Origin of the sequence: Buttiauxella cochleicola, assembly GCF_021283185.1 — a bacterium.
Lineage (GTDB): Bacteria > Pseudomonadota > Gammaproteobacteria > Enterobacterales > Enterobacteriaceae > Buttiauxella > Buttiauxella massiliensis.
Map to the genome: position 1 here is coordinate 494,479 of NZ_JAJSOS010000002.1, position 26,615 is coordinate 521,093.

The following is a 26,615-nucleotide window of genomic DNA, read 5'->3' on the forward strand; positions in this document are numbered from 1 at the left end:
CATTGTTAGTGACATGATTTTTATTATCTTTCTTATGCTATGTTTTTGGTAATGAGCTTTAAACACGGAATTTCTGGAAGATGATGAACAACAAACTGGAACAGTTTATAGAGCAGGCGGTCAGTGCCGTTCCTATAAGCGGAACGTCACTGATCGTCTCTTTATACGGTGATGCGCTGGCGCATCGCGGCGGTGAAATCTGGCTCGGAAGCCTTGCCACAATGCTTGAGTCGCTGGGTTTTGGTGAGCGTTTTGTCCGTACTTCACTGTTCAGACTTAATAAAGAGGGCTGGCTGGATGTGGAGCGCGTAGGGCGGCGTAGTTTTTATCGCCTGACAGAAATGGGCCAGCGCATGACTCGCCGGGCGGAAGCGAAAATCTACCGTGCGGGGCAACCTGAATGGGACGGTAAGTGGCTGCTTTTGCTCTCTGAAGGGCTTGAAAAAAGCACGCTGCAACAAGTGAAAAATCAGCTTATCTGGCAAGGGTTTGGCACACTGGCCCCAAGTCTGATGGCATCGCCTTCGCAAAATCTTGCCGATGTACAAAATCTACTGCATGAAGCCGGTGTGGCGGATAACGTTATCTGTTTTGAAGCCAGTTCACCGCTTCAAACTTCCAAAACCGCACTCAAAGCCCGCGTGGAAGAGTGCTGGTTACTCACCGATAAAAACGAGCGTTATGGCGAGTTTATAAACTCGTTTCGCCCGTTGTTGCCGTTATTGCGTGAGGCAGATGCAAGCGAACTTACACCGCTACGTTGCTTCCAGATTCAACTTTTGCTTATCCATTTCTACCGCCGCGTCGTGCTGAAAGACCCATTGCTTCCTGATGAATTACTGCCGCCGCACTGGCTGGGGCAAAGCGCCCGCCAGCTGTGTATCAACATTTATCAGCGTGTTGCACCAGGGGCACTGGCTTTTGTTAGCGAACATGGTGAAACCTCAGTAGGAGACTTGCCACAGCCGGGAAGCGGTTATTTCCAGCGTTTTGGTGGACTCAGCCTGAAGCCGTAAGGAGAAATTATGCCCGTATATCAAATTGATGGACTCATCCCCGTGGTACCTGAAGATAGCTACGTACATCCAACGGCGGTGCTGATTGGTGATGTGATTCTTGGCCATCGCGTGTATATCGGCCCGAATGCCAGTTTACGTGGCGATTTTGGGCGCATCATCGTCAAAGATGGGGCGAATGTACAAGATAACTGTGTGATGCACGGTTTCCCCGAACAGGACACAGTGGTTGAAGAAGACGGGCATATCGGCCACGGTGCAATTCTGCACGGCTGCTTAATTGGCAAAAATGCGCTGGTCGGCATGAATGCGGTGATCCTTGATGGGGCGCAGATCGGTGAGAACAGTATTGTCGGCGCTGCCGCTTTTGTTAAAGCACGGGCCGAGTTTGGCGCCAACCAGATGATCCTCGGCAGTCCGGCAAAAGTGGTTCGCGAGTTGCGAGCGGATGAGATTGAGTGGAAAAAGCAGGGAACACGTGAGTATCAGGATCTGGTAATCCGCTGCCAGCAAACGATGCACCAGGTTGAACCGCTGCGCGAAGTTGAGCCAAACCGTCACGAAAAAACGGTTGGTGCGGGTTACAGTGTAAAACCCAACAATTAAGAATAATAGGGAAGTGTAGTCACTTCCCTAACGGTTAAATAAATAGCCTCGGATTATTCCGGGGTTTATTTTTAATTAGCGATAATGGTGATGATGCCAGCCGTGGTGATGGCCTCCATCTCTGTAAATACAGCCAGACAGGCTCATAACAATTACTATGCTACTGATAATTAATGCAAATTTTTTCATGATTGATACCGTTTCTCACTATTAACATTACCAGTGATTATCGTTGGATATAAAACTGGAACAACCAGATAAAACTCAATTTCATCCCCTTCACATTATCCTCAATATTGCTCAATTAATATTCATAGCATAATTAAAAAAATTAATACGGCTGAATTGATATGCTAACCGCTGAACAAAATAAGACTATTTCGATTGGCGTTTTTTAACCATAGCGAGGATACAAAAGAGATGGGCAACGCTGTCTCATGTTGGGAATAAATGAAGCCCAATTTTAGATGCATTTACGTGAATTCTGCTGCACCGATGTACTGCCAAAACAGCAGAATTCACGTAGCGACGCCATTTTAAAACAAACCCATTTTATTCAATAGGTTATATAGTAGATATTAACTGCCCCAGCGGTTTTTAAGGTAGCTAACGGCTTCTCTGGTCTGTGGCTGGTTAAGATTATTCTCTCTGAACAAAATAGTGCCGCTGATTTGTGGCAAAGATTCGTTCAGATCGAGCTGTTTTTTCAGCTCGGGCACACCACCATTTACAGTCCAGTCCGGCTCTTTCCTGGACGGTTCGCCGACTTTGTAGAGCGCAACGCCAATATAGAGCCGCGTGTTTGTTGGTTTCACCACGTCGGCCCACCATTTTGCGAGCACATCATACCGGGCGGCATCTCGCGCGAAAGGCCAGTACAACTGCGGGGCGATGTAATCCAATAGGCCCTGTTGCACCCACTTTCGTGTATCAGCAAAAGATTCATCATATGCCGCTGCGCCTCTGGTATCGGAACCAGCCGGATCAAATGAACGGTTACGCCATACGCCAGCAGGGCTCACACCAAATTCAACACCCGGCTTTAACTGTTTGATAGTACGAGAAACTTGTTCAATTAATTGCTGCGTGTTGTGCCGACGCCAGTCCGCTTTTGAATCAAATCCCTGGCCATATTTTTGGAATGTCGGGTTGTCGTTGATGAAGGACCCTGGAGATTCTGTATAGAAGTAGTCATCAAACTGCACGCCATCAACGTCGTAACGCGATACCACTTCAGCAACGACGCTGGTAATCCAGTCACGAACTTCCGGAATCCCAGGATCTAAGACATAACGATCGCCTGATGTACGAATCCAGTCACGATGCAGCACGAACACGCTCGGTGGCTGGTCCGACAAAGTGTTGTTGAGTTCTGCAACGGTCGACGGTTTGGTATTTGTGGAAACACGGTAAGGGTTAAGCCAGGCGTGAACTTTTATACCGCGCTTGTGCGCTTCATCGAGCATAAATTGCAGTGGGTCGTAACCTGGGTCTTCACCAATTTTTCCCGTCAGTACATCTGACCATGGCAAAATTTTTGATTGCCAAAGCGCTGTGGCATCGGGTTTGATCTGGAAAAATACGGTATTTATTCCAAGACTTTTCAGGTTATCTAATTTGTTTTTTAGCGCTTGCTGTTGCTGGCTAACGCGAGTGGAAGCGTTGTTGGGATTTACTGATGCAACAGGGGGCCAATCAAGACGAGATACGGTTGCGAGCCATACGCCTCGTACTGGTTCTTTATTTTGCGAAGGCGATGCCGGATGCGTCTGTTTAGTCACTGGGGTCACGAGTGAGACCGGTGGTTTTGAAGAACAGCTGGCAAGTAACATAGCGGCGATAACAAAGGCGCCTGACGTTTTCACTTTTCTTGTCATAAGCGGAAAGCTACGAGAGCGGCTGATGGTAGACTCCATTTTTCGGCACATAGTCAGGAACGAATATTCTCTTCTGATTCGCATTTAAGTCAATGATGTAGATTATGTTAATTAGCATCGGGAAGACTATACCCGAGAAACTTCGAGATGCAGGTAGGCGGCAAACGAACAAATCCCGATGAGCTTACTGAAGTAAGTGATTCGGGTGAGTGAGTGTAGCCAACACCCCTGCATTTTGAAGGGCGACGGGTATATATAGAAGAAAAAATAGTAGCGAGTGGCACTATGGCCACTCGCCTTAAATAGGATGGCATCAGTACTCCTTGAACGCCAGTTCCAGACGAGCAATTAATGGCTTGAACAGATAGCTCAAGAATGTTCGCTCTCCGGTTTTAATCGTCACACTTGCCGGCATGCCCGCTTTAATTTTGTAGTCGCCCAACAAACGCACACCTTCTGTAGAGACCTGAACTTCTGCCAGGTAATAGGGCTGCTGTGTGGCCTCATCGATTAAACGGTCAGCCGAAATAGTTAACACGCGAGCAGGAACTGACGGTAATAAAGCATGGTTAAGGGCAGGGAACAGCACATCAACCGTCAACCCGGGAACCAGTTTATCAATGGCGTGTACCGGTATTTTTGCATCTATTTGCAGAGGTTGCCCGGCGGCAACAATATCCATTAAATGTTCTCCTGGCTGAATAATGCCGCCCACAGTACTGACTTTTACATCCAGAACGATGCCATCAATAGGTGAACGAATTTCCGTATTATCCAGTTCATGCCGAGTCGAAACTAACTCATCTTCAAGCATGGAGACTTCTTTTTGCTTTTCCGTAAGCTCTGATTCTACTTCCCGCAGATATTGATGACGTACCTGATACGCTTTGATCTTCAGTTCATTTTGCTGTGACTTTAATTTTGCGATATTCAGAATATCTTCTGAAACGCTACCGGATATTTCAGCAGCTTCGCGCTCAAGCACCAGCAATTGTGCTTTAGGGTAATAGTTTTTTTCACTTAGCGCTCTTATGGCACCTAACTCTCTGTTAATCAGGCTGAACTGGTGGTCACGATAGCCCTTTATTTTATTTAGATTGTTAGTCTGCTCAATAAGGCCATCAAGCGTCTCCTGAATCATTGATAATTCATCCTGGATATTTTTTCTGCGTGTATCGAATAACTTTTCTTGCAGATTTCTGACCTCAATCAGGCGTTTATTATCAGCAAATTTTTGTGTCAATGTATTATCAAAAGCAATGGTTTCCAGGCCGCCTCGTTCTGCCAGCAAACGGTCTTCAATACTTTTTGCTGACATATATTGTGCATTTAACGTGCTGTAACGCATGCCAAGTTGCATTTTATCCAGCCGTACTAACACCTGGTTTTTTTTAACCAGGTCGCCTTCTTTAATAAAGATATCGGTGACTCGCCCACCGCTTAAATGCTGAATAGTTTTACGGTGGCTTGAAACTGTCACCGTCCCGTCAGCCACCACACCAGCATCTAAAGGAGCCTGTACCGCCCATAATAAGAAACCACCAACGCCAAGTGTTATAACGATGATCCCTCGCAGTATTGGAGGCCATATATTGGTATCAACGCTGCCGGAACCGGGGGTTTGCGCGTCTTTATTATTCTTTTTCATCATCAGGCCTCTCGTTGCTGTTCAGTACTTGATGGAGAGGAGGCCGCTACCGGTTTTAATATATTGGCCTGCCGTAGATTGGCAAAAACCTGGTCGCGGGTGCCGAACTCTTGCATGGCTCCGTCATTGAGCAGTAAGACTTTATTGACCACGCCAAGCAGCGTCGGCCGGTGCGAGATAATGACGGTGGTTTGGCCTTGGGTGCGCAGCGTATTTATCGCTTTGACGAGGGCAAACTCACCGGCATCATCCAGGTTGGCATTTGGCTCATCCAGCACGATGAATGCAGGATTGTTATAGACCGCACGCGCCAACCCAACTCGTTGCCGTTGCCCACCTGACAACTGGTGTCCGCCTGCACCCAGAGGCGTGTCGTAGCCTTGGGGGAGACGTAGGATCATGTCATGCACGCCAGCCAAAGTTGCGGCAGCGACGATAAGTTCGCTATCGTTTTCAGCAAAACGGGCAATATTTTGCGCGATGCTGCCGTCGAATAATTCAACATCTTGTGGGAGATAACCGATGGATGGACCAAGCAACTCTTTATCCCACTGGCAAATATCTGCGCCGTCAAGGCGAACTTTACCGGATAAAGGTTTCCAGACGCCGACCAGTAACTTCGCTAGTGAGGTTTTCCCTGAGGCCGAAGGGCCAATAATACCCAGCACTTCACCTTTCTCGAGTTGAAATGAGATATTACGTAGCAGTGGAGCATGTTGGCCTGGTGCTGCGGCAAAAACACTTTCAACACTAATATTTCCTTTAGGGCGTGGCAGGGTCAGGACCTCTTTGGGCACCGGATACTCCTTCAGCAGTGTTGATATCTGATGCCATGCGCTACGAAATTGTACAAACTGCTTCCAGCTTCCGATGATTTGTTCTACCGGGTTAAGTACGCGCCCTAGAATGATAGAAGCGGCAATCATCAGCCCTGGGGTAATTTGGCCTCCGATCACCAGTAAAGCCCCGGCTCCCAGCGCAATAGATTGCAGCAGCACACGCACAAAGCGGCTTAAACTGTTTAACCCGGCTGTTTTATCGGCAATCTGCGTTTGTAATACCAACACTTTGTCATGCTGTTCCCCCCAGTGGAGTTTTAGGGTGGAAAGCATTCCCATCGCTTCTATAGTGTCGGAGTTTTGTAATTGCTTATTGAGTTTGCTGGCGTTATTGATGGTTAACGCATGTGCTTGCTGAATAGGGCGTTTAGTCGAAAATTCCGAAACCAGGGTCAGGATAAATAATATTGTTATGCCTCCCAAAGAGAGGTATCCCAACAGTGGGTGGACAAGAAAGGCAATAAATAAATATACCGGTGTCCAGGGGATATCCAGCAGCGCAAATAAACTACTACCGGAAAGAAACTGACGAATTTGGTCCAACTCGGCTAACGCCTGGGCAGGGTTACTATCGCCTGTAGCAACTTTTCGTTTAAATGCAGCATTAAAAACTAACTTATTCATTTTGACATCGAGCCGATTGCCAAGCCTGATCATAACGCTTGAACGGGCCGATTCAATCATCGCAATAACGATGTATATACCGACAATAAGTAACGTCAACATCAATAAAGTCGTCGTGTTTTTACTGACCAAAACACGGTCATAGACCTGCAGCATATATATTGCCGGCGCCAGCATAAGCATGTTAATTACACAACTAAAAAACAATAACATTATAAAGGTCGGTTTAGTCCCCTTTAATGCACTCTTCAGTTCTGTTGGCGTATGCTGGCGCGACATAGTCTTCTCCTTACGCAATCAGTGAGTTATTGCCATTATTAGCGGCAAAGGTTGATGGTAATTCGAGAATGAAATCACCAATATTAACGCTGGTTGAGTTCACCCCGACTAAAGTAATGACATCAGCACCAACGGTAACGACGGTATTACCGTTGTTTCCTGTAATCGCGACATTGCCGTTAAAACTACCCGAAGTAATACCTAACAAACTTAAATCGAGGTAGTCCTGCCCGCCAACGGCGTTACTATCAAAACCAGTGATGCGGTCTTGTCCAAAGCTTGCGCTGAAGGCGAAGATGTCATTACCTGTGCCACCGTCCATGGTGTCATTACCCGCCTGGCCGTTGAGGATATCGTTGCCTATGCTGCCAGAAAGAACATCAGCACCTGCTCCACCAATCATCACGTCGTTGCCAATCCCACCCTGGAGGTTATCGGCACCATCGCCACCATCAAGGAAGTCATTCCCCAGCCCTCCGGTTAATTGGTCATTGCCTCCCATTCCAAACAAAAAGTCATTCCCGTTGCCGCCAGTAATGGTGTTGGCAATAGCATTCCCGGTACCGATGAAGCTGCCCTGGCCGGTAAACACCAGTTCTTCGATGTTATCGGTCAAGTCGTAGCTTGCGAGGTTGGTTCGGACAATATCTGTTCCGGCATTAAGACCTTCGATAACGATGTCGCCCGCGTTATCAACGATATAGGTATCATTTCCGGCACCGCCGGCCATGCTATCTGCCCCCAGACCACCATCGAGATCATCGTTGCCAGCATCCCCTTGCAAGATATCTTGTCCCGCTTCACCTGACAGGCTGTCGTTGCCTGCACCACCAACCAACAAATCGTCACCCGCACGTCCAAGCAGGGTATCATTGCCGCCTTCACCACGCAGGATGTCACTCCAGGCGGTGCCGATTAGAGTGTTACCAGCGTTAGATCCAATAATAAGATCGCCAACCGGCTGTGTAGCGGCAGATGTGAGGACAACAGGGGCGTTTCCTTCATCATCTGTGACTGTCACCACCACTTGCAGAGTCCTGCCAACCATCGCCTGAGCCGGAGTGAAGGTTGCCGCTGTGGCGCCAACAATATTCACAAACCCGGTCGCAGTGCTCATTCTCCATTGATAATTAAAGTTACCGCCGGTCAAACCGTCCGCATCAGCAATACCGGAGACAACAGCAGTAAGCGTGACGCTTTCGGTCGGTGTCAGGTCATTAATCACCGGAGCACCGGTAGTCGGTTGGTCGCGCACCATAACGGCCTGGGTTTGAGCCGAAACCAGGGTTTCAGCATCTCCCATACGGTCATTGAAACTGGCCACCACACGCAGTGGAGCACCCAAAATAGCGCCAGGGACTCTGAACTCCTCACCAACGGCCTGATCACGCCATTGGCCATTGGTAAATGCCTGCCATGTCAGCGTGATAGCTGCGTTAGCCGCAATACCGTTCCCATCCTGCAGATTCGCCAGGTTGACTCGCAGGAGGTCGCCAACTTCTGGTGTTGGGTTATCAATGGTGAGATTGCCTGTAGCCTGTTGCGCTGTTACCCACAACTGTTCACCGTTGCCAAACTCCACTTTTTCGATGTTCAGCAGGCGGTCAACGCCGTCATCAAAATTCAATGCGGCGTCGGGGGTAGCATGGTCAACCCGGAGGCTACCATCTGGCATACGGGTAAAGGCATAGTTGCTACTGACATCGCGGTACACCGCAACGTCGGTTTCAGAGCCATTACCCTCACGCAAGATCTCACGCACTATCGAGAGTTGATGCGGTTTTAAGGTGCCTGCCAGCATGTAAGATTTCAGTTCGTTCATGCTGTCTGCACTGGTGATGCCCGGCATTCCGCTGACGGCAATTCGCACGTTCAACCACGAGTCGCCATCAATAATATCGTTGCCCGCTTTACCGGTTATGCGGTCGCTGCCACCACCGCCGAGCAAAATATCACTGCCATCATCGGGGTTAACCAACACTGCATTAGGGTCCGCGGAGTGTGCAACACCGAGAATGGCCTGCAGACCGCTAATCCTGTCAGCACCTTCCTGGGTAAGATTGTTGGAGAGCGGGGTGCCCAGAACCGGTGCAGTCCCGAGAGGTTGTTCGGTGCCAACTAACACGTCGTTGTGTTTCCAGCCCGATAACCCCTCAACCAAATCGAAGCGATCCCGCAGGATAAACTCTTGTTGGTTAACGAAAATTGGAATACCGAGGTCGGAATTAGCACCATGCGGATCGCCTTTATGGATTGCCCAGTCGAAACCGGCCATGCCATTGTTGCGCTGAATCCCCTGGCCCTGAACCATGATGTCGTCGCCAGCTTCGCCATCGTAGTCCGTATCATTACCCTGGCCGTTAAGCACATCGTGGCCAACGATCGTACTGTTGAAGAACAGCTCGGAGTTTTCACCCGTCAGTGAGTCAAACCCGTCACCACCTTCCAGCCAGTCATCGCCTTCGTTACCGAGCAGAGCATCAGCACCGGAGCCACCCAGAACAAAGTCATTGTCCCGGCCAGCAAAGACTTCCTGGGCATCTTCGCCAACCACCACAAAATCACTGCCGCTGCCGCCGAATACCAGATCGTTACCGTTACCGGAGAAGATGACATCATGACCTGCGTCGCCGTGCAGGAAGTCTGCATCGCCAACTGGCGTGCCGGTGTCGGTAATAATGTCATTACCATCACCACCGTGAACCACATCCGCTTCGTCGCCACCATCAAGGCGGTCATCGCCACCATCGCCCCACAGGCTGTCGATGCCTTTACCGCCGATTAACGTATCGTTACCAGCAGAACCACCGAGCACCACATGCCCATCGCCAGTGTATTTAAGGTAAGCGCCGTCAGCTGCGCCATCGCCGTTGACATCCTGAGTGGCAGCGCGCCGTGTCAGCAAAGGCGATAAGAGATCTTTTAATGGGTTACCCCACGTTGGGTCAGCTTCTGTTTGCAGAGCCCGGTTCACTTCGAAAATATGGTCTGGAGTCTGGAATAGGTTAGCGGGCAGGTGAGATGAACCATTTTCCCCAAGGTCGCTGTTGCGCATAACCAGCGCGGAGAATGAGTTGGCTTCCAGCTCGTTGAGCATGTTCAGACCCTGAGCTCGGCTCAGATAGTAGAAGCGGTCGCCGTCTTGCAGCATTTCCATTTGCGTTTCAAAGACAAAGTTGAAGGTAGAACCCAGCATCCCACCAAACTCGTTCTTCCGCTCAGCAAGCCCACCAATCCAGAAGTCGACCATGTTCAGGCCAGACTCTTTAGTGGCCCACGCGCCGGTACTGTTGAAGAAATCCATCGCATCGGCAGGCGGTTGGGAAGTGCCATCGCCAAACAGCAGGAAGTTCACCGCATCGCGTTTGCCTTCAATGGTGGTTGCGCCAAGAATCAACTCATGCTGGCCGTAGGCGGCCATAAAGTTGATGATGGAGGCCGGGTTTTTCAGGTATGTAGTGAAGTCGGCCCAACTGGTATAAGGGCGCAGCTCACTGTTGCCGCTAAGTTCGAAGAACTGCTCACGGGCCTGGTTCAGTGTTGGCATTGCCGTATCACGGCCACGAGCAATGTTAAGAGCACCTAAATCAAGCGGTAACCCGATAAGGTTATTGCGCAGCGCATCGGTAATAAATTCATCAATTTCGTTACCGACTTGCCGTGTCATACCGCGAACAATCGCGCCAATTGCTTGTTCATCGGAAACCGTACCACCGTTAATTTCATTAAAGGCGACCGGATTCAGGAACGCTTCAATCAGGCCAATGTCACCGTTTTGCATATCGATATCGGTACGCGCTACGGTTTCTGTCAGCATAGAGTGGCCAAAACGGTAAACCACGTGTGCGAACTCAGCAAAAATCAGCGGGTTAATGTCTGCCGTATTGGAGAAGACAAACGGGTCAACAGCAGGCTGTAGGGTGCGGGCAAACTCTTCGAAGACCAGGTGCTGATACTGCATCTCCGTGGTGAAACGACCTGCCTGGAATAAATACTCACCATTCCAGACCAGGGTGCTGGTATCGGCTGGAAGCTCAGTTATCTGGTGCGCTGGCATCAGCCATTGGTTGATAAGATCGATATCACCGGTTGCCAGCAGGGTGGTTTTATACTCTTCCACCAGGCGGTTATGCTCGCTGTGGAAGACGGCATGCACTGCGGTTAAACCGATATTTTCGTTGCCACGTCCATCACCGGTGATGAAGTGGCGGTCGAGCAATTCGTCATCGTAGGTTCCGGCGACCTGAACGCCACCAATCACATCATCGTCATCGGCCAACAATCCTGCTTTTGGTGCAGCAGTATGGGCAATGTCGTCCAGGAAAGCATGCCCGGTGCGCAACGTTCCTGGGGGTAGGAAATCACCATTCGCTTCAACCAGCCCGGAAGTGGTAACGATCTGCACTTTGCCATTTTCACTTAAGATCAAGTTGCCGTAACGGTCAGTGGCCAGCAGCGGAACATTAAACACGTCCTGATCGGTGAGTTTGATTCCGAGCATGGTTTCAGCCTGGTTTTTGACATCAGCCCAGGTTGCCAGCCCACCGTTCGCACCACCTAATAAATTGCCGGTAGGTTCAGGTTTACCATCAATCATGACGTATTCGCGGATGAAAATCTGATGTGAAGGGTGGGAGGTATAGGTTTGGTTTTGATCGATGAAGGGGGTGGTGAGGTTGACAGTTTCATGGTTAGCATCAACCTTTGCCCTGGTTAATACCATGAAGTTAGTGGGCGACCCTTCTACATATAGGGGGTCATCAGGTTGCAGCGGAATGAATACAATGCCGTTTCCCTCCTTTGGAATTAAATCCAGGCCGTGGTCAAAGAACTGCCCGAATAGTGTCATCCAGCCATTGAAAGCAGGGGATAAACCCACATCCGGAGACAGGTTAGGAATCGACAAGCTTCCATTTGCCGATGTGGTTCCTCCTCCAGGGGCATCTTGTAACCCGTTATGCGCTTCGACCGCAGCCGGGTTGGACGCGGTTTGGTCCGATATCAAGTTACTGATAATACGCGGGTCGGCATCAACGACCGTGCCACCGAGTTGGGTATAACTGGTCATGGCATCTGCATCCTGCCAGTTCAACTCGGTTAGTCTTGGCATGTTTTGATCGGCTGAACCGTATAGCTCCTGACCCGGAAGAAGGTTATTCCACGAGCCATCTACGGTACGGATACCGTAGGGTAATAACGGACTGGAAACTAAATCTCGAAGTGCATCGCCATTGACACTTCCATCTGGGTTTGTCGCTGCTTCAGATATCTTTATCTGCTTGAGAATAAAAGCAAGATCGTGCAGCGTGACAGTAAAGTCATATTGTGAGGCCATAAATAATTACCCCTATCTTTACCTTGAACTAGCTATCATCACTCGTCCCGTCTTTTTCAAAAAAGGCAGGAGAATGAACCGTGTGTATTGAAATGAGTTATCGAGTTGCAATGTCGCAACCAAGGTCCTTTTTTATGTAATTAAAATATTGGCTACCTTATAAGAGTTATTCTCCCTGTGGAAATAGTTAGCTGAATAAGTTTATTTCCTCGCTTGCAAAGATAACTTTAATTAAGTTACAGGCAGCCTCAGTTTATTGAATTTGCAGGTGCATTCAAGGCGGAGAGTTTTAAATATTAATGATTCATCTGGATGGCTGAGGTTTTTACCCTATATGACACTTTTGTTATATTCATAACTATGGTTTTTCTTTGCGTTACTTCTCTCATGCTTTTTTATGAGAAAAAATAAAAGTTGAAACAATTCTGATAAACAGTAATCACAATACGTTATTTTCTTCATGTGATGGGGGTGGGTAGCAAGTTTTTCTTACGGGGTTAGGTGAGGGTGGGTAATATAATATATTGATAAGTCTCATCTTTAAACACTGCAACCATGACTTAGACGTTTAGCCTTTTGCCAAAAACAGTCAAATGATAAAAAATCTCATCATTAATAATGATAGGTGATATTTTCATTTCTTTACGTTTCGATTCTATGTCGGCTAAGTATTCATGCTACCACTTTTATAAAAATCATTAATATCACTATATTGATGGTCAGGTATTTTCATTACGTAATAACACTGTGCAATTAGCATGCTGATTTTGCTGTCATCCCGGAGTAGGGATGACAGCGTACTTTTCTATTTTCTGAAGTCGAGCATTCAAGAAATGGAAAATTGATACTATTGCTGCACGATTAAATATCATCAAAAGTATGGTCAACAACAATCTCAAGGGTTTTACGCACGATGTCGATGGTGACGACATCATCAGTGGATTCAATAGCCTCAATCAAACGCTGAATTATGGCTTTATTAGTTAAATGTCCATCAGTAGCAAGAATGCTGCGTATTACCGCTCCGAGTAATACGGCCTCATCAGCCAGCATGTCGCCAGCGTTACGAAAATATGCGGTCAAAGCTGTGTTTGGCAGGGTGGCATAAATTTCTGATTTATGAAGCGTCATCTGGGTCATTTACTTTCACCATGAGTAAGTTGAGTGTGTAGGGCAGTCAGTGTTTTTTACTGCTGCCAGGATCAGGGCTATCGTCGAATAACGGATATGCCTTGTTTTTATGTTTTATCGGGCTCTCCATGTCCCACTGCTGTTGAGCCGAAACTGAAGTACGTCGAGAAATGCCCAGGCGTTGGTGACTGATATCGGCAATGACATCCGCTATCACATTTCGCCTCTGTGCATCTCTTTCTGAGGCTTCCATTGTTTGCAGTCTTTCAATCAGGGACCGGGTACTGATGGGTCCGTTATCGTAAAGGATTGATAAAACTGCTTCTCCAATCAGTTGATCGATTTGTTGCTCTCTTTTACTTCTGCTCATAACTGCGTCTCTTCTTGCCACCGTGTTTCGTTACCGAAATGTGGCTTGAAATCAGCCCTCGCTCAGGAGGTCAGCTGAAGGTTGCCAGGCTTTCTATATTGCCCGAAATAATGCTCCCGCAAGTGTTGATCTAAAAAGCCAGTAATTTGCGCTATAGCCGTTTGAACTTAACGGTCAAAAAGCAGGCCAATCAAAGTGTGGTAGTGACTCTCTTCTTCAGGACCTGATGCTTCTTCAACCCGACGTAACAATTTTGTACAGATTGCTTTGCGGTTCAAACTGCGTCCGTCGCTCAGGATCTCCACCACTATTTGCCCAAGCGTTTCCTGCTGAGAAGGCAGGGCTGCTTTGGAGAAATATCGGGTGATAGCGTTAGCTGTATCGGGTACGTAGTTGTTCTGTTGCATCAGTCACTCCTGTAAATATGCAGTATTTAGTAATATGTACAAATAAAGTTATACAATGATTAAAAAGTTGTACATAAAAAAGTGTAAGGATTTTTCTTAAAAGCTTAAGCATTAAATGCTATACATTTAATTTCAATTAGTTAGCGTGATAAGTAGTTTGGGTCTGCAACGTTTACTGTATAGGTTAAGCATTTCATGACCTCCGCAATGACCAAAAACATGCGAGTTCATGCGTACACATGTTCATTTATTGTTAATAAGTTATTAATTTTAATGTATTTTAAGTGGGTGGTTTGGCAAATCATCTGCTACTGTAAATGCCTAAACAGCTTTCTATTGGACACAGCATGCTTACAACCATCATTTACCGCAGTCATATCTGTAAAAACGTACCGTTTCAATCGGTTACAGATATGGTTGCCGCTGCAAATGTTAAAAATGACCAGGCCGACGTGACTGGCATACTGCTGTTCAACGGCACGCATTTCTTTCAGATGATTGAAGGCCCGGAAGAGAGCGTTTTAAGTATTTACCAACATATTTGCCAGGATAATCGCCACTACAACATTGTTGAGCTGCTTTGTGATTACGCGCCCGCGCGGCGGTTTGGAAAGACGGGGATGGAACTCTTTGATTTAAGAGAGTACGACAGGGATGAAGTGCTACAGGCTGTGCTGGATAAAGGGACCTCGAAGTACCAGCTATTCTACAACGATCGCGCGCTTAAGTTTTTGCGTACATTTGTTGAAGCCACTGAAAAAGAAAACTATTTTGAAATTCCGCCAGCGGACTCCTGGGTGTTTATCCCGGACAAAAAAGGGGTTCATACCGAAGCGGTTGTTGCTGATAACACGGCAGATTGTAGTTTCGCTTTTCAGCCTATGGTTGACCCGTTTGCTCAGAAAATCTTGTCCATTGAAGCTTTGCTACGCACCCCGAGCGGAGATTCCACAGCCACCTATTTTGCAGGATTAAGCGGTAAGACACTTTACGAAGCGGATCTCAATAGCAAAAAAGTCGCCTTTGCGATGGCGAGTGCGCTCAAACTTGGCGAGCAGTCTGTTTCGGTTAATTTGTTGCCAATGACGCTGGTGATGATTCCTGATGCGGTTGAATTCTTGTTAAAAGAAATTCAGACAAATGGACTTGTTCCAGAGCAAGTAACCGTAGAGTTTACTGAGAGCGAGGTGATATCGCGCATTGACGAGTTCACCGATGGAATCAGACAACTCAAAGCAGCAGGGATTAGCGTAGCGATAGACCACTTTGGCGCCGGATTTGGTGGGCTTTTGCTGCTGTCACAGTTTCAGCCAGACAGAATTAAAATTAACCGCGCGCTGATTAAGGATGTCCATAAAAGTGGCCCACGGCAGGCAATTATTCAGGCCATTATCAAATGCTGTGCATCGCTTGAGATATCCATTTCGGCGGTTGGAGTGGAGAAGGCTGAGGAGTGGATGTGGCTGGAATCAGCCGGAATCTCGCATTTTCAGGGCAACTTATTTGCCTGTGCCCAACTCAGTGGCATATCTGCCGTAGCCTGGCCTGAAAGGAAAGCAGATCTCTAATTCAGGTTGTACAATGTAAAAAAGGTTGTACAACCAGCACGGAGTCGTTAGTTTCAACATGGACGTTTTAAGCTCACAACGAGGGATTAATGACCTTATACAGTATCGGTGAAGTTGCCGAACGATGCGCAATCAACCCTGTCACGCTGCGTGCGTGGCAACGCCGTTATGGATTATTCAAGCCGCAACGCAGTGAAGGCGGACACCGCCAGTTTGATGACGAAGATATCCTGCGCATTGAAGAGATTAAACGCCTGATAAAAAGTGGTGTGTCCGTAGGGAAGGTTAAAGCACTGCTGGAAGCGAATCAGACGACGACTCATGACCATGAAGCATGGCGGTCACAGCAGGAAGAAGTGATGACTGTACTGCGCCTTGTACAACCCGCAAAACTCCGTACAAAAATTGCAGATTTAGGTCAAGTATTTGCTGTTGATACCCTCATAGACCATGTTTTTATCCCGGTACGTCAGTGTCTTGGCCTTGATAAAAATACCGCAAGGGCAATGATTAGCCTTCTTGATGGATTGCTGATTGAGTACGTAATCCAGCGTCTCGCTGACTCTAGAAGCAAAGAAGGTAAGGACACATTACTGATCGGCTGGGAAAGCGAGGACAGGACCCGTCTTTGGCTCGAGGCCTGGCGTCTTTCACAGCATGGCTGGCGTCCTGATGTGCTGGCCGATCCTCTGGATTCACCTCGACCGGAACTATTTCCAGGCCAGCATATTTTTGTCTGGACAGGGAAGGTACTAACCTTGCGTCAACAGGAACAACTGGAACACTGGCATAAGCAAGGGTTCGCCATTAAGTTTCATTCAGGTCAGTAAACTGAGTTATAACCAAATCGTGAGCTACAACCCTGTCTAGAAATGCGGAACGTGGTTAATAGATAACTTCGCCAGAGTTCAGGCATAGCTAACAGGATGCAATATGGAAAATTACGCGAACAAAAGCGGTGATTCACAAGTTGTCAGTTTCCAGATTGATACCAACTCGATCAAAGTCCGTTTTAAAAATAATCACGTGTATCTCTATGATCTCCGCCATCCAGGACCTGAACATCTGGAAAAGATGAAAGAGTTGGCTCGAGCTGGATGGGGCCTGAATACTTATATAGAAAGCGAAGTAAAATCCGATTACTCATCAAAAGTGTTTTAGCACGCAATACGGAACTGTGGATGGCTGCCAGTCAGCTATTTCAGTTCCGTTTTGTTTCCTGGTTTCAACCAAGGGCAATCGCATGCGAATCTGGTAAAGGATGAGGTGAGTTAGTCTGATGAGTACTGAGATGGTAGTGAGTTTGTATCCTGACACTCAATTTAACATAATATACATTATGCGCACCAAGATAAGGTAAGGCAGAATCCAGCGGTTTCGTGGTTGGTCTTATCTTGCATAACATGTTCGTTCATCTGTCGCCTGGTGCGCATAACGGCTGAAATGTCTTGCGGCCTTTTATCTGAACTTCGGGTCGTCATGTTGTTTTTCTTTGAGACCTGATTTAAATGAAACGATTGATACTGACCCTGGCTGCAACTACATGACTGACCGTTACTGAACTTGTAATGGCTGACAACATCGTCTGTCATGATAACTGGAGCATTGAACGAAATGTTACCGGAAGTGCTGACAGCGGATTTCTGAGTTACGTAAAATATGCTGGCGCAATAAAACTGTTCCATCACGGCAAGCTGATTTCTCAGAAACGCATCCAGGATATCCAACAGCATGTTTATCAAACTCGTGGCAGCCCGCTTATTAATTATGAATTTAATGTTCATCGCCAACTTGAGATTGGCGATGAACTTGAAACTATATTCACATGGCGAGAACCAAGGGGATCCTCAAAACCCATCAATCTTCAATATGATAAGTTTCTATATTTGATTGAGTATCCGCTGCGCTATCGGTAAATATGTGGATATATGGCATTACTCAGATGACCGTAAGGAAATCAAATTTCATGGAGTATCACTTCCCTACTCCACCTATGACCCTCTTTCAGAAAGTGACCAGAGAGCAGTCGCTAGTACCGGTCATAAATCTCATTACAACTGGAATACCCCTTCGATGGTCATACGTGCGTAACCATGCAATTCCACACGCCCGTCATCACGAACCGCACAGCGCAACGATCCCTTACGCTTCCCGCCTTGCTGAGCGGTCAGTACATTTTTTCCCGTACGTGCCGCCCAGAAAGGAGCGAGGAAAGTGTGTGCCGAACCCGTTACCGGATCTTCGTTAACACCGACCTGCGGGCCGAACCAGCGAGACACAAAATCAAACTGGTTATCAGCGGCGGTTACGATCACACCACGGGTATCGAATTCTGCCAGTCTATTAAAGTCCGGGTTGAGCCCTTCGATGATAGTTTTGTCATCTACCAGCACAATGAGATCATCTGATTTCCACACTCCGATAACGCCGTCTTTAATGCCAAGCGCTTCCAGCAGTCCGTCAGGGGTATCAATTTCAGTGGCCGATTTAGCCGGGAAGTCCATGCAGAGCTCATCTCCCTTCTTACTCACCGTCAATACGCCGCTACGGGTGTGGAAACGAATAGTCTCTTTTTCGTAGCCAAGTTTGTTGAACAGTACCCACGACGCCGCCAGTGTGGCATGGCCACACAAATCCACCTCGACCGCAGGCGTACACCAGCGAAGTTGGTAGCCATCCTCCACCGCCACAAAAAAAGCGGTCTCAGAAAGGTTATTCTCCGTGGCGATTGCTTGCAGAACATCGTCGGAAAGCCACTCGGTTAACGGGCAAACGCCCGCAGGATTACCCCCAAAACGTTGAGAGGTGAAGGCATCAATCTGATAAAAAGGAATTACTGTTGTGTCAGGCTTTGTCATTTAATTTATCCAGATAGTTATAAATGGTATACCGGGTAACGCCCAGCGCTTTTGCTACATGATTAACGCTGCCTTTAATCTTGAAAAAGCCCTGTGCATATAATTCAGAAATGACCCGCTTCCTGAAATCGATTTTACTTTCTGAACCTGTTGGCCTGAATTTTGAAATAACGTCATCCAGGGATTTATCCCGAATCTCTCGCAGCGGATTGTCAGGCGTTTCGGCCGCTGCGGCCGGGTGAAGTAGATAGTCCAGATCGCGTTTAAGTTTTAACACCACGTCCATATCGACGTTAATACAGAAGGCTACTAACGGTACGCCATCTTCACTGTAATAAATCGTCGATGCGCTGTTCAACGTTGTGCCCGACAGAGTAGTAGTCATGTATCCACTGAAAACCTGACTTGGAACACGCTGCGAAGCATTAAGTAAGCCTAAGAATCCTGTGTCATCTTCGGGGCCTGACAATAACGCATCTCCTACTTTCCTGCCGCTGACGTGCCCATTAACGATGTTTACCACGGACGATTCAGGGCGGGTAAGATCATGCAGCACCGCTTCGGTGTTCAACGGAAGCGTGCTTCTTAGTGCTTCAAGAGAAGCCGTCAGAATAGTGATTAAGCGTTCGCGTTCGTCTCTCATTTTAATCTCTCCATCAGGCTACGGCCTGGACTTCTATTTCGACGTCCAAATCGAAAGCAAGGCGGCTGGTGACGACGCTCCTTGCGGGGAAACCCTGCGGAAAGAACGTACTGTATGCGGCGTTGAATTCGCTGAAGTGATCCATGCTACTTAACCAAACCTGGACCTTCACAATATTTTCCAGCGTCGTTTGCGCTCGCGCCAGGGTTTCTCTGATGGAGTGCAAGATATGCCCGGTCTGTTGGGTGACAGTTCCATACAGCGGCTCACCTTCGGGGCTCATGGCGACATGGCCTGAAAGAAAAATAAACCCGTTCACCTGCACGGCATCTGAAAAGGGAAAAGGCTTGGTAGTGGGATAGCGCACAATAGACATGCTTCAGATGAGCCCTATAGGAAGTTTAGTGGCACGGTAGCATGACTTTATTTAAAATTAAACAAAATTTGTTTTTTAAACAATTGTTGAATTTACTGGCGTCACTAATGTATCAATCACTCGGCAAAACGGTCACGCTATTGATACGGCAACTCACCTCTTTTCGATATCTTTGATTGCATATGAAATCCACCGCCCGGTTAAGGGCGGCGGTAATCAATTACTGAGAGTAATGCTCTGGTTTGGCAATCAAGTGGTCCAGCGAGTAGCTTGTTGAGCCATGCGAGTCATGAGAAATCTGGATATGTGGTGCATCAACGATAGGTGCCACCGTTGGCGAGTGCACCACATGATTGCCAGCATCCCCTTTTTCGTGACCTTCGCCGCCCTTGATATACTGAGTAATATCATTAACTTCATGCAGCTCATGAGCAAGATCACTCAAATCCACTTTCCCATGATCGCCACTCTCTTTAATGCCATAGATATGATGAGCTTCATCGCCATGATGCCCTTTCGCATCATGATGCAGATTAAAGAAAAGGGACTCATTGCTATCAGCAAATAGATTGCTTAAGCCATGCTCGTGTGAACCATGGTGCGGCTTATCATCTGCCACATCTTGTTGAGGGTGTTGCGTACCGTAATGGTGTTCATTGACCACGGTAGTGACTTTATCGCCATCATGAACATCACTCGCGACCTGACCGGTAAGCGGAGCATGTGCAGGGTTGTGACCATTAGTGTCTTGATGCGGTGCGACTGGATCGATAGTGACCGATACACCAACTCGTGTGTCGACTGCGAAGTGATGGTTTTCGGTGATCGTTGTGTGGTTATTCGCCGCATCGGTCACGCCCATAGTGACTTTCACGGTGTTGTCACCTTCATGTAACCAGTCTTTATCGACAGGAACGTGGTAACCCAGATGGCCGTTAATCATCTCGACTTTCGCATCGACGAAATGACCGTTAACATCAAGCCTGACCTCATCGCCTACTTTTGCATCACCGCCCACTTTACCGTCAACGAATAGATGTTGTGACTCTTGCCCGTTAACGACATTGTCTCCGGCAATTGGGGCAATAGTCATCGTCGCTTCGGCATGGGTATCAAGTACCACATTCTGGTGCCCATTAACCGTTATCGTATTACCGGCATCATCCGATGATTTCACCCTCACGTGCACATCGTTATTGCCTTCGTTCAGCCAGCCTTTATCGATACGCGCGTCATAACCCAGATGCCCGTCAACCATCTCCACTTTTGCATGAACGGTGTGGCCATTCACATCAAGCGTTACGTCATCACCGAGTTTGGCATCGCCCCCTACTTCACCTTTAACGAAAATATGCCCGGACTCTTTCGCGTTAACGGTATTGTCGCCAGCCACATTGTCAATTGTGATCGACGCATGAATCTGGGTATCAACTGTGAAGTGGTGGGTATCTGTAGATGTTGCGGGGTTACCTGCCGCATCCTGTCCCGTTACGGTGACATTGACCGTGTTATCACCTTCATGTAGCACGCTGTTATCAACCGGAATGTCGTAGGTCAGAGTACCGTTATGATCGACAACCTTGCCATGATAGATGTGGCCATTAATAGTGAGCGTGACATCATCCCCGGCATGTACATCGCCGTCTACCGTGCCGGTTATTGAGGTGGTGGAATTGCTTGCTTCTGCCATATTCACTTTATCGTCACCGGCAATGGTGCCAATGTGAATATGGTTTTCCGCTACCTGATCGATGGTGATGGTGTTGTTTTCAGTGATTGTCAGGGTATTACCATATTGGTCAACACCCGTTACCGTATAGGTGATGTTCGGGTCCGCAAGTAGATCTGAGGTATTGGCATCAACGCTAAAGGTAAAAGTGCCGTCTGGCTGTTGATGTAGAATGCCAAGAAGATCGTTACCGTTAACGTGGACAATAACTTTGTCACCGTCATGTACATCGCCTGTGACTGTCCCGCTAATCGTCGTCTTCGTGTTGTGGCTTTCAGCCATATTCAGCACGTTATCGCCGGACACATTATTGAAATGCAAGGTCACGTCCGCATGATCATCAATGGTCAGTGTTTTATCACTATCAGCGGTAAATGTATTACCTGCCGCATCGGTGCCGGTCACCTGCACATGAATGTGAGGGTCTTGTTGCAGATCATTGGTATTAACATCGGCGACGTATCCCAGCACGCCATTCATATTAGGCAGTGCTTCTACATGCGCGATGCATTGGTGACCGTTAACCGTGATAATCACTTCATCACCAATCTTCGCATCTCCGCCCACCACGCCATTCACCTTAGTGGTTGCTGATTGCAGATCCTGATGGCTAAGAACATCGTCACCCGATACCGTATTGATATCGATGGTTCCTGATGCGGTGGTATCAACGGTCACATGGTCAGTTGCCGTTTTAGTGATTGTGTTACCCGCATCATCATATCCGGTAACTTGAGCAGTAATTTTTCCGCCCTGCTCCAGATCGCTGGTTAAAACATCGACGCTGTAGTTATCATTTTTATCAACAACTGCGTCATATTCATGGCCGTTGACCGTCACTTTGACATGGTCACCTGGATGTACATCCCCGCTCACCTTACCGGTGATTTCGGTATGGTCTTGCTGAGTATCGGCCAGGTTCAGAACATTATTATGCCCAACAGGATCGATGGTGACAGTCGCATCAACGTTGGTGTCCACCGCAACGGTTTGATGGTCGATGACGGTAATCGAATTTCCTTCACCATCATGCCCGGTCACGCTGGCGGTAATATTGGGATCCTGAAGAAGATCGTCAGTACTCACATCGGTACTAAAACTCAATAGACCTGTCTTAGGATCTCTGAATACCTGCGTTGTCACCTCATGACCATTGATGATTAAAGTGACGTTGTCACCGACATTCACATCCCCCGTTACGGTACCGCTAACGTTGGTCGTGCCATTGTGGGATTCGGCAATATTAATCGTGCCATCGCCAGCAACGGTATTGATGTGAATCGTGGCATTAACATCGGTATCAACTGATATTGTTTTATCCGCAGAAGCGATAACACTACTGTCATCATGGGCCGCTACAGTGGCTGTAATATCAGGATTATTGAGCAGATCATTAGTATCTACATCAATGGCATATCCATACTCGCCCGGTAGATTCGGTAGCTCAAATACATGCCCAGTGTAAGTATGGTTTCCGATATGTAGCGTGACATCGTCGCCAACATTAACATCGCCAGAAACCGTACCCCGAACTATCGTATGGTCGGCCTGAGATTCCTGCTGGTTAATCACATCGTTGCCCGCAACGGGGCTGATGGTGATATTTACATCCGTATTGTGAGGTGTTGTGCCACCGCCGCCGCCCGGTTGTGTCGGGTCACCCGGCAAATGAATATGAATATGGTCGACAGAAGTATTGGTGTTCCCAAACGGGTCGGTTTCAGTGATTGATAACGTGATATCCGGATGTGCGTGTGCATCCCCGGTCCCCACGTTGAAAAGATATCCCAGTCCGCTACCATCGGGTAATTCCACCACATTAGTGGTGAACTGATGCCCGGCAAAAGTATAGGTAATCGGATCGCCTACGTGGACATCGTTACCGCTGACATGCCCGGTGACGGTGTAGAAATCAGAACCATGCGGTGTTGAACTCCCCTGGTCAAGATGGACATCTGCGCGCGTATCAACACCCACGCCACGCTCACTGGTCGCAACGATAGTGTTTCCTGCCGCATCATGGCCGTTTACCGAGGCGGTAATGAGAGGATTTTTTTGAGAAAGCAGATCGTCGGTGCTGACATCAATGCTGTAGTTTAAGTTCTTATCGAGCGTGCCGTAGTAGTGCTGCCCGTTGATATCAAGATCGACCACATCTCCAGGATTCACATCACCTGTCGCGTGACCAGTAATTGTGGTTTTTGGGTCGTGGGCTTCATGATTATTAATAACATTATCGTCGGTGACAGGGTCAATGGTGATGGTGGCATGCGCAGCGTCATCATGTGAAACATCGTGTGTCGTTCCAACCGTAATCGTGTTCCCTGCCGCATCTTTCCCATCGACAGTTGCAGTGATATGCGGATCAGCCAGCAGTCCTGCGGTACTTACGTCTACTGAGTAACCGAGTCCACCGTTGAGATACCCTTGCGGCCCGACCACGGCATCGTACTCAACGCCATTAACAAACACATGAACGATATCACCCGCGTGCACATCACCGCTGACTCTACCGTTAATCGTGGTGGTGCCTGACTGCTGTTCTTTACCATTGAGAACATCATCACCTGTTACCTTATTAATGGTGATGGTTGCTGTCGCATGATCGTCAATGCCTACAGAATGATCGGCAGTCGCAACAGTATGGTTTTGCGCGGCATCAGTGACGTCAATGCTGGCGTGAATATGAGGGTCGGCCTGAATATCTGCCGTATCTACTGGGATGCGGTAGCCAAAAATCGGATTACCGTTGCTATCAACACCTTCATTTTCGACAAAGCCATGATAGGTGTGGCCATTCACCGTCAACGTTACCGGGTCGCCCACATGCATTTCACCAGTCACTTTACCCGTCACCAGGGTGAAATGATTGTGCAGTTCCATGTCGTTAAGCGTGTTATCCGAGGTCACCGGATCAACGGTGATATTGGCATCAACCTGAGTATCAACAATAATATGTTGCGTAGCGCTCACGATAACCACGTTATTTGCATCATCGGTACCAGTGACGGTGACTTTAATATCGGGGTCTGACATCAGATCAAATGTACTGACCTGGAAACTGTATTCCAGAGCACCTGTAACTGGATCTCTGAATACATGGGTCGTCATATCAATACCGTTGATATCAAGATGAACCAGGTCGCCAACCTTGACATCGCCACCAACGGTACCCGTGATCGTTGTTGTGCCATTATGCGACTCAACGCCGTTGATCATATTGTCGCCAGTCACCGGATTGATGGTAATGGTCGCGTCAGCATGCAAATCAATGCGTACGTTTTCCGTCCCTGGAGTAAGCACCACGTTACCCGCATCATCATGACCACCGATGTATGCCGTTGGATGCGGGTCGGCGAGCAGGTCGCCAGTGGGAACATCAATGCTGTAGCCTAACGCCCCATTTTGATGCGGCAGCTCAAAAACAGTCCCCACGTAGGCATGCCCGTTGACGATAATGATCACTTTATCGCCGATATGCACATCGCCGTTCACCGTGCCGGTAACCTTGATGTGGTCCTGCTGAGATTCTGAATAATTGATGATGCCATCGCCGGTAATCGGATCAATGGTGATACCCGCTGCCGCATGATTATCAATATGAACGGTGTGGTCAGTTTGCACGGTGACTTCGTTACCTGCGGCATCATAAGAGGTTACGGTGGCAATGATTTTGACGTTACCGTCCAGCTCTTTCAGGTTGTCACCGAATGCTGAAGAATCTACCGGGATTTGATAACCGAGATGGCCGTTACCTAAATCGACCACTTTGCCGGTGTAAATATGGCCGTTAATATCAAGGACGACCTTATCGCCTACTTTCGCATCGCCGCCGACATCGCCCGTCACCAGTTGCTTAGGCGTGTTCAGCTCATCGTAATTCAGTGTCGGGCCAGCGCTAAGATCGTGAATATTGATAGAGGCATCGGCATGAGTGTCGAGCGTGACGTGGGTATGTTGGGTCGCCACTGCAACATTCCCTGCAACGTCAAAGCTGGTCACTGTCACCGAGACATCATTGTCGCCCTCATGCAGAATGCCCGGCGGGACGGGCACCTCGTAGTGCAAATGACCGTCAGCACCCGCCACCACCACGCCGTCATAATTATGGCCATCGATAGTGACCACGACTTTGTCGCCCGCTTTTGCATCTTTCCCGTTAACATCACCGGTAATCATGGTGTCATGCTGCGATTCACCATGGTTAACCACGTTATCGCCCGCCACCGTATTGATGTTCAGTCCGTTGTAAGCATGGTTATCGACATGAATAGTGTGATCGGTGCTCGAAATGGCTTCGTTGCCAGCGGCATCATGAGAGATGACAGTCACCGTAACGGAAACATCTTTATGCAGAATGGTGTTGTTATCACCGAATTCTGATGAAGGAACCGGGATCTTATAGCCCAGCTTGCCGTTACCCATATCGACAACGTGGCCCACATAATAGTGACCGTTAATCTCCAATGTGACTTCATCACCGAGTTGCGCATCACCGCCGACAAAACCGGTAATAGTCTGATTATGTTGGCTCAACTCACTGTGGTTCAGGGTGTTGTCCTGGGTGACGTCATTCACAGTGACGGAAGTGTTAGCTTGGGTATCAACCGTCACTGTCTGGTTGGCGATGGCAATCGCTTCGTTGCCCGCCGCATCAAAACTGGTGACGGTCACCTTCACATCGTTGCTGCCTTCGTGCAGCGCGCCATCCGGCAGCGGCACTTCGTAATGCAGCTTGCCGTCAGACCCCTTCACCACCACGCCGTCGTAGTCATGACCGTTGACGCTGACCACCACATGGTCGCCCGCTTTTGCATCGCCACCCACATCGCCGCTGATAAAGGTCGGCATATGGGATTCATGCGCGTTCACTGTGTTATCGCCCGCCACCGGGGTAATGGTCAGGGTGTCACTGGCTTCGGTGTCCACCACCACGTTCTGGGTGGCGGTGGCAATCGCTTCGTTGCCCGCCGCATCAAAACTGGTGACGGTCACTTTGACATCATTGCTGCCTTCGTGCAGTGCGCCGTCCGGCAGCGGGACTTCGTAATGCAGCTTGCCGTCTGATCCCACCACCACAATACCGTCGTAGTTCTGACCGTTGACGCTGACCACCACATGGTCGCCCGCTTTCGCATCGCCACCCACATCGCCGCTGATAAAGGTCGGCATATGGGATTCATGGGCGTTCACTGTGTTATCGCCCGCCACCGGCGCAATGGTCAGGGTGTCACTGGCTTCGGTGTCCACCACCACGTTCTGGGTGGCGGTGGCAATCGCTTCGTTGCCGGCTGCATCAAAGCTGGTGA

General features: G+C 48.3%; 17 protein-coding genes. 6 read left to right on the plus strand and 11 right to left on the minus strand.

Going from position 1 to position 26,615, the window contains the following annotated elements; translation table 11 throughout:
- Window positions 1–83 precede the first annotated feature (83 nt).
- Together paaX and paaY are read left to right on the plus strand one after the other, a co-directional pair.
- The gene (gene paaX, locus LVQ76_RS05270) at window positions 84–1,016 is read left to right on the plus strand and encodes a phenylacetic acid degradation operon negative regulatory protein PaaX (protein WP_232921172.1); all 933 of its coding nucleotides are present in this window, start codon (window positions 84–86) and stop codon (window positions 1,014–1,016) included.
- Window positions 1,017–1,025: 9 nt separating this feature from the next.
- Window positions 1,026–1,622: a phenylacetic acid degradation protein PaaY gene (gene paaY, locus LVQ76_RS05275; RefSeq protein ID WP_232921157.1), complete on the plus strand. Its 597-nt coding sequence runs from the start codon at window positions 1,026–1,028 to the stop codon at window positions 1,620–1,622.
- A gap of 578 nt (window positions 1,623–2,200) precedes the next feature.
- Here the strand turns inward: paaY and LVQ76_RS05280 are convergent.
- The 7 genes from LVQ76_RS05280 to ycgZ all read right to left on the minus strand — a co-directional run bounded on the left by LVQ76_RS05280 (window position 2,201) and on the right by ycgZ (window position 14,132).
- On the minus strand, window positions 2,201–3,499 hold the full coding sequence (locus LVQ76_RS05280; RefSeq protein ID WP_232921158.1) for a glycoside hydrolase family 10-like protein: 1,299 nt from the start codon (window positions 3,497–3,499) through the stop codon (window positions 2,201–2,203).
- A 313-nt stretch (window positions 3,500–3,812) separates the two neighbouring features.
- On the minus strand, window positions 3,813–5,150 hold the full coding sequence (locus LVQ76_RS05285; RefSeq protein ID WP_232863732.1) for an HlyD family type I secretion periplasmic adaptor subunit: 1,338 nt from the start codon (window positions 5,148–5,150) through the stop codon (window positions 3,813–3,815).
- Window positions 5,150–6,889 (minus strand): type I secretion system permease/ATPase, encoded by a 1,740-nt coding sequence (locus LVQ76_RS05290; RefSeq protein ID WP_232863733.1) that lies wholly within the window; start codon window positions 6,887–6,889, stop codon window positions 5,150–5,152. The genes LVQ76_RS05285 and LVQ76_RS05290 overlap by 1 nt, the downstream gene beginning before the upstream one ends.
- A 10-nt stretch (window positions 6,890–6,899) precedes the next feature.
- Window positions 6,900–12,224, minus strand: a complete 5,325-nt coding sequence (locus tag LVQ76_RS05295) for a peroxidase family protein (RefSeq protein WP_232921159.1) — start codon at window positions 12,222–12,224, stop codon at window positions 6,900–6,902.
- A gap of 861 nt (window positions 12,225–13,085) precedes the next feature.
- Entirely contained in the window at window positions 13,086–13,364 is a 279-nt protein-coding gene (locus LVQ76_RS05300; RefSeq protein ID WP_034455564.1) for a biofilm development regulator YmgB/AriR family protein, read from the minus strand.
- A gap of 37 nt (window positions 13,365–13,401) precedes the next feature.
- The gene (locus LVQ76_RS05305; protein WP_232863735.1) at window positions 13,402–13,725 is read right to left on the minus strand and encodes a hypothetical protein; all 324 of its coding nucleotides are present in this window, start codon (window positions 13,723–13,725) and stop codon (window positions 13,402–13,404) included.
- Window positions 13,726–13,892: 167 nt separating this feature from the next.
- Window positions 13,893–14,132, minus strand: a complete 240-nt coding sequence (gene ycgZ / locus LVQ76_RS05310) for a regulatory protein YcgZ (RefSeq protein WP_064518920.1) — start codon at window positions 14,130–14,132, stop codon at window positions 13,893–13,895.
- A gap of 347 nt (window positions 14,133–14,479) precedes the next feature.
- Here ycgZ and LVQ76_RS05315 point away from each other — a divergent pair, with 347 nt between their 5' ends.
- From LVQ76_RS05315 to LVQ76_RS05330, 4 genes are all read left to right on the plus strand, one after another.
- Window positions 14,480–15,700 carry a diguanylate phosphodiesterase gene (locus LVQ76_RS05315; protein ID WP_232903556.1) on the plus strand — a complete coding sequence of 407 codons (1,221 nt, stop codon included), beginning with the start codon at window positions 14,480–14,482 and terminating at the stop codon, window positions 15,698–15,700.
- 89 nt (window positions 15,701–15,789) lie between these two features.
- Window positions 15,790–16,530 carry a MerR family transcriptional regulator gene (locus tag LVQ76_RS05320; protein ID WP_232921160.1) on the plus strand — a complete coding sequence of 247 codons (741 nt, stop codon included), beginning with the start codon at window positions 15,790–15,792 and terminating at the stop codon, window positions 16,528–16,530.
- 103 nt (window positions 16,531–16,633) lie between these two features.
- On the plus strand, window positions 16,634–16,861 hold the full coding sequence (locus LVQ76_RS05325) for a hypothetical protein (RefSeq protein WP_064518918.1): 228 nt from the start codon (window positions 16,634–16,636) through the stop codon (window positions 16,859–16,861).
- A 407-nt stretch (window positions 16,862–17,268) separates the two neighbouring features.
- Entirely contained in the window at window positions 17,269–17,616 is a 348-nt protein-coding gene (locus tag LVQ76_RS05330) for a hypothetical protein (protein WP_232921161.1), read from the plus strand.
- A 135-nt stretch (window positions 17,617–17,751) separates the two neighbouring features.
- Here the strand turns inward: LVQ76_RS05330 and LVQ76_RS05335 are convergent, their stop codons facing one another.
- The 4 genes from LVQ76_RS05335 to LVQ76_RS05350 form a co-directional block, all read right to left on the minus strand.
- The gene (locus tag LVQ76_RS05335) at window positions 17,752–18,558 is read right to left on the minus strand and encodes a PhzF family phenazine biosynthesis protein (protein WP_232863740.1); all 807 of its coding nucleotides are present in this window, start codon (window positions 18,556–18,558) and stop codon (window positions 17,752–17,754) included.
- Window positions 18,545–19,201 (minus strand): helix-turn-helix transcriptional regulator, encoded by a 657-nt coding sequence (locus LVQ76_RS05340; RefSeq protein ID WP_232903557.1) that lies wholly within the window; start codon window positions 19,199–19,201, stop codon window positions 18,545–18,547. Before LVQ76_RS05340 ends, LVQ76_RS05335 begins: the two co-directional genes overlap by 14 nt.
- Before the next feature lie 13 nt (window positions 19,202–19,214).
- Window positions 19,215–19,577, minus strand: a complete 363-nt coding sequence (locus LVQ76_RS05345) for a RidA family protein (RefSeq protein ID WP_232863742.1) — start codon at window positions 19,575–19,577, stop codon at window positions 19,215–19,217.
- Between the two features lie 220 nt (window positions 19,578–19,797).
- A partial coding sequence (locus tag LVQ76_RS05350) for an Ig-like domain-containing protein (protein WP_233337885.1) occupies window positions 19,798–26,615 on the minus strand: 6,818 nt, incomplete at its 5' end.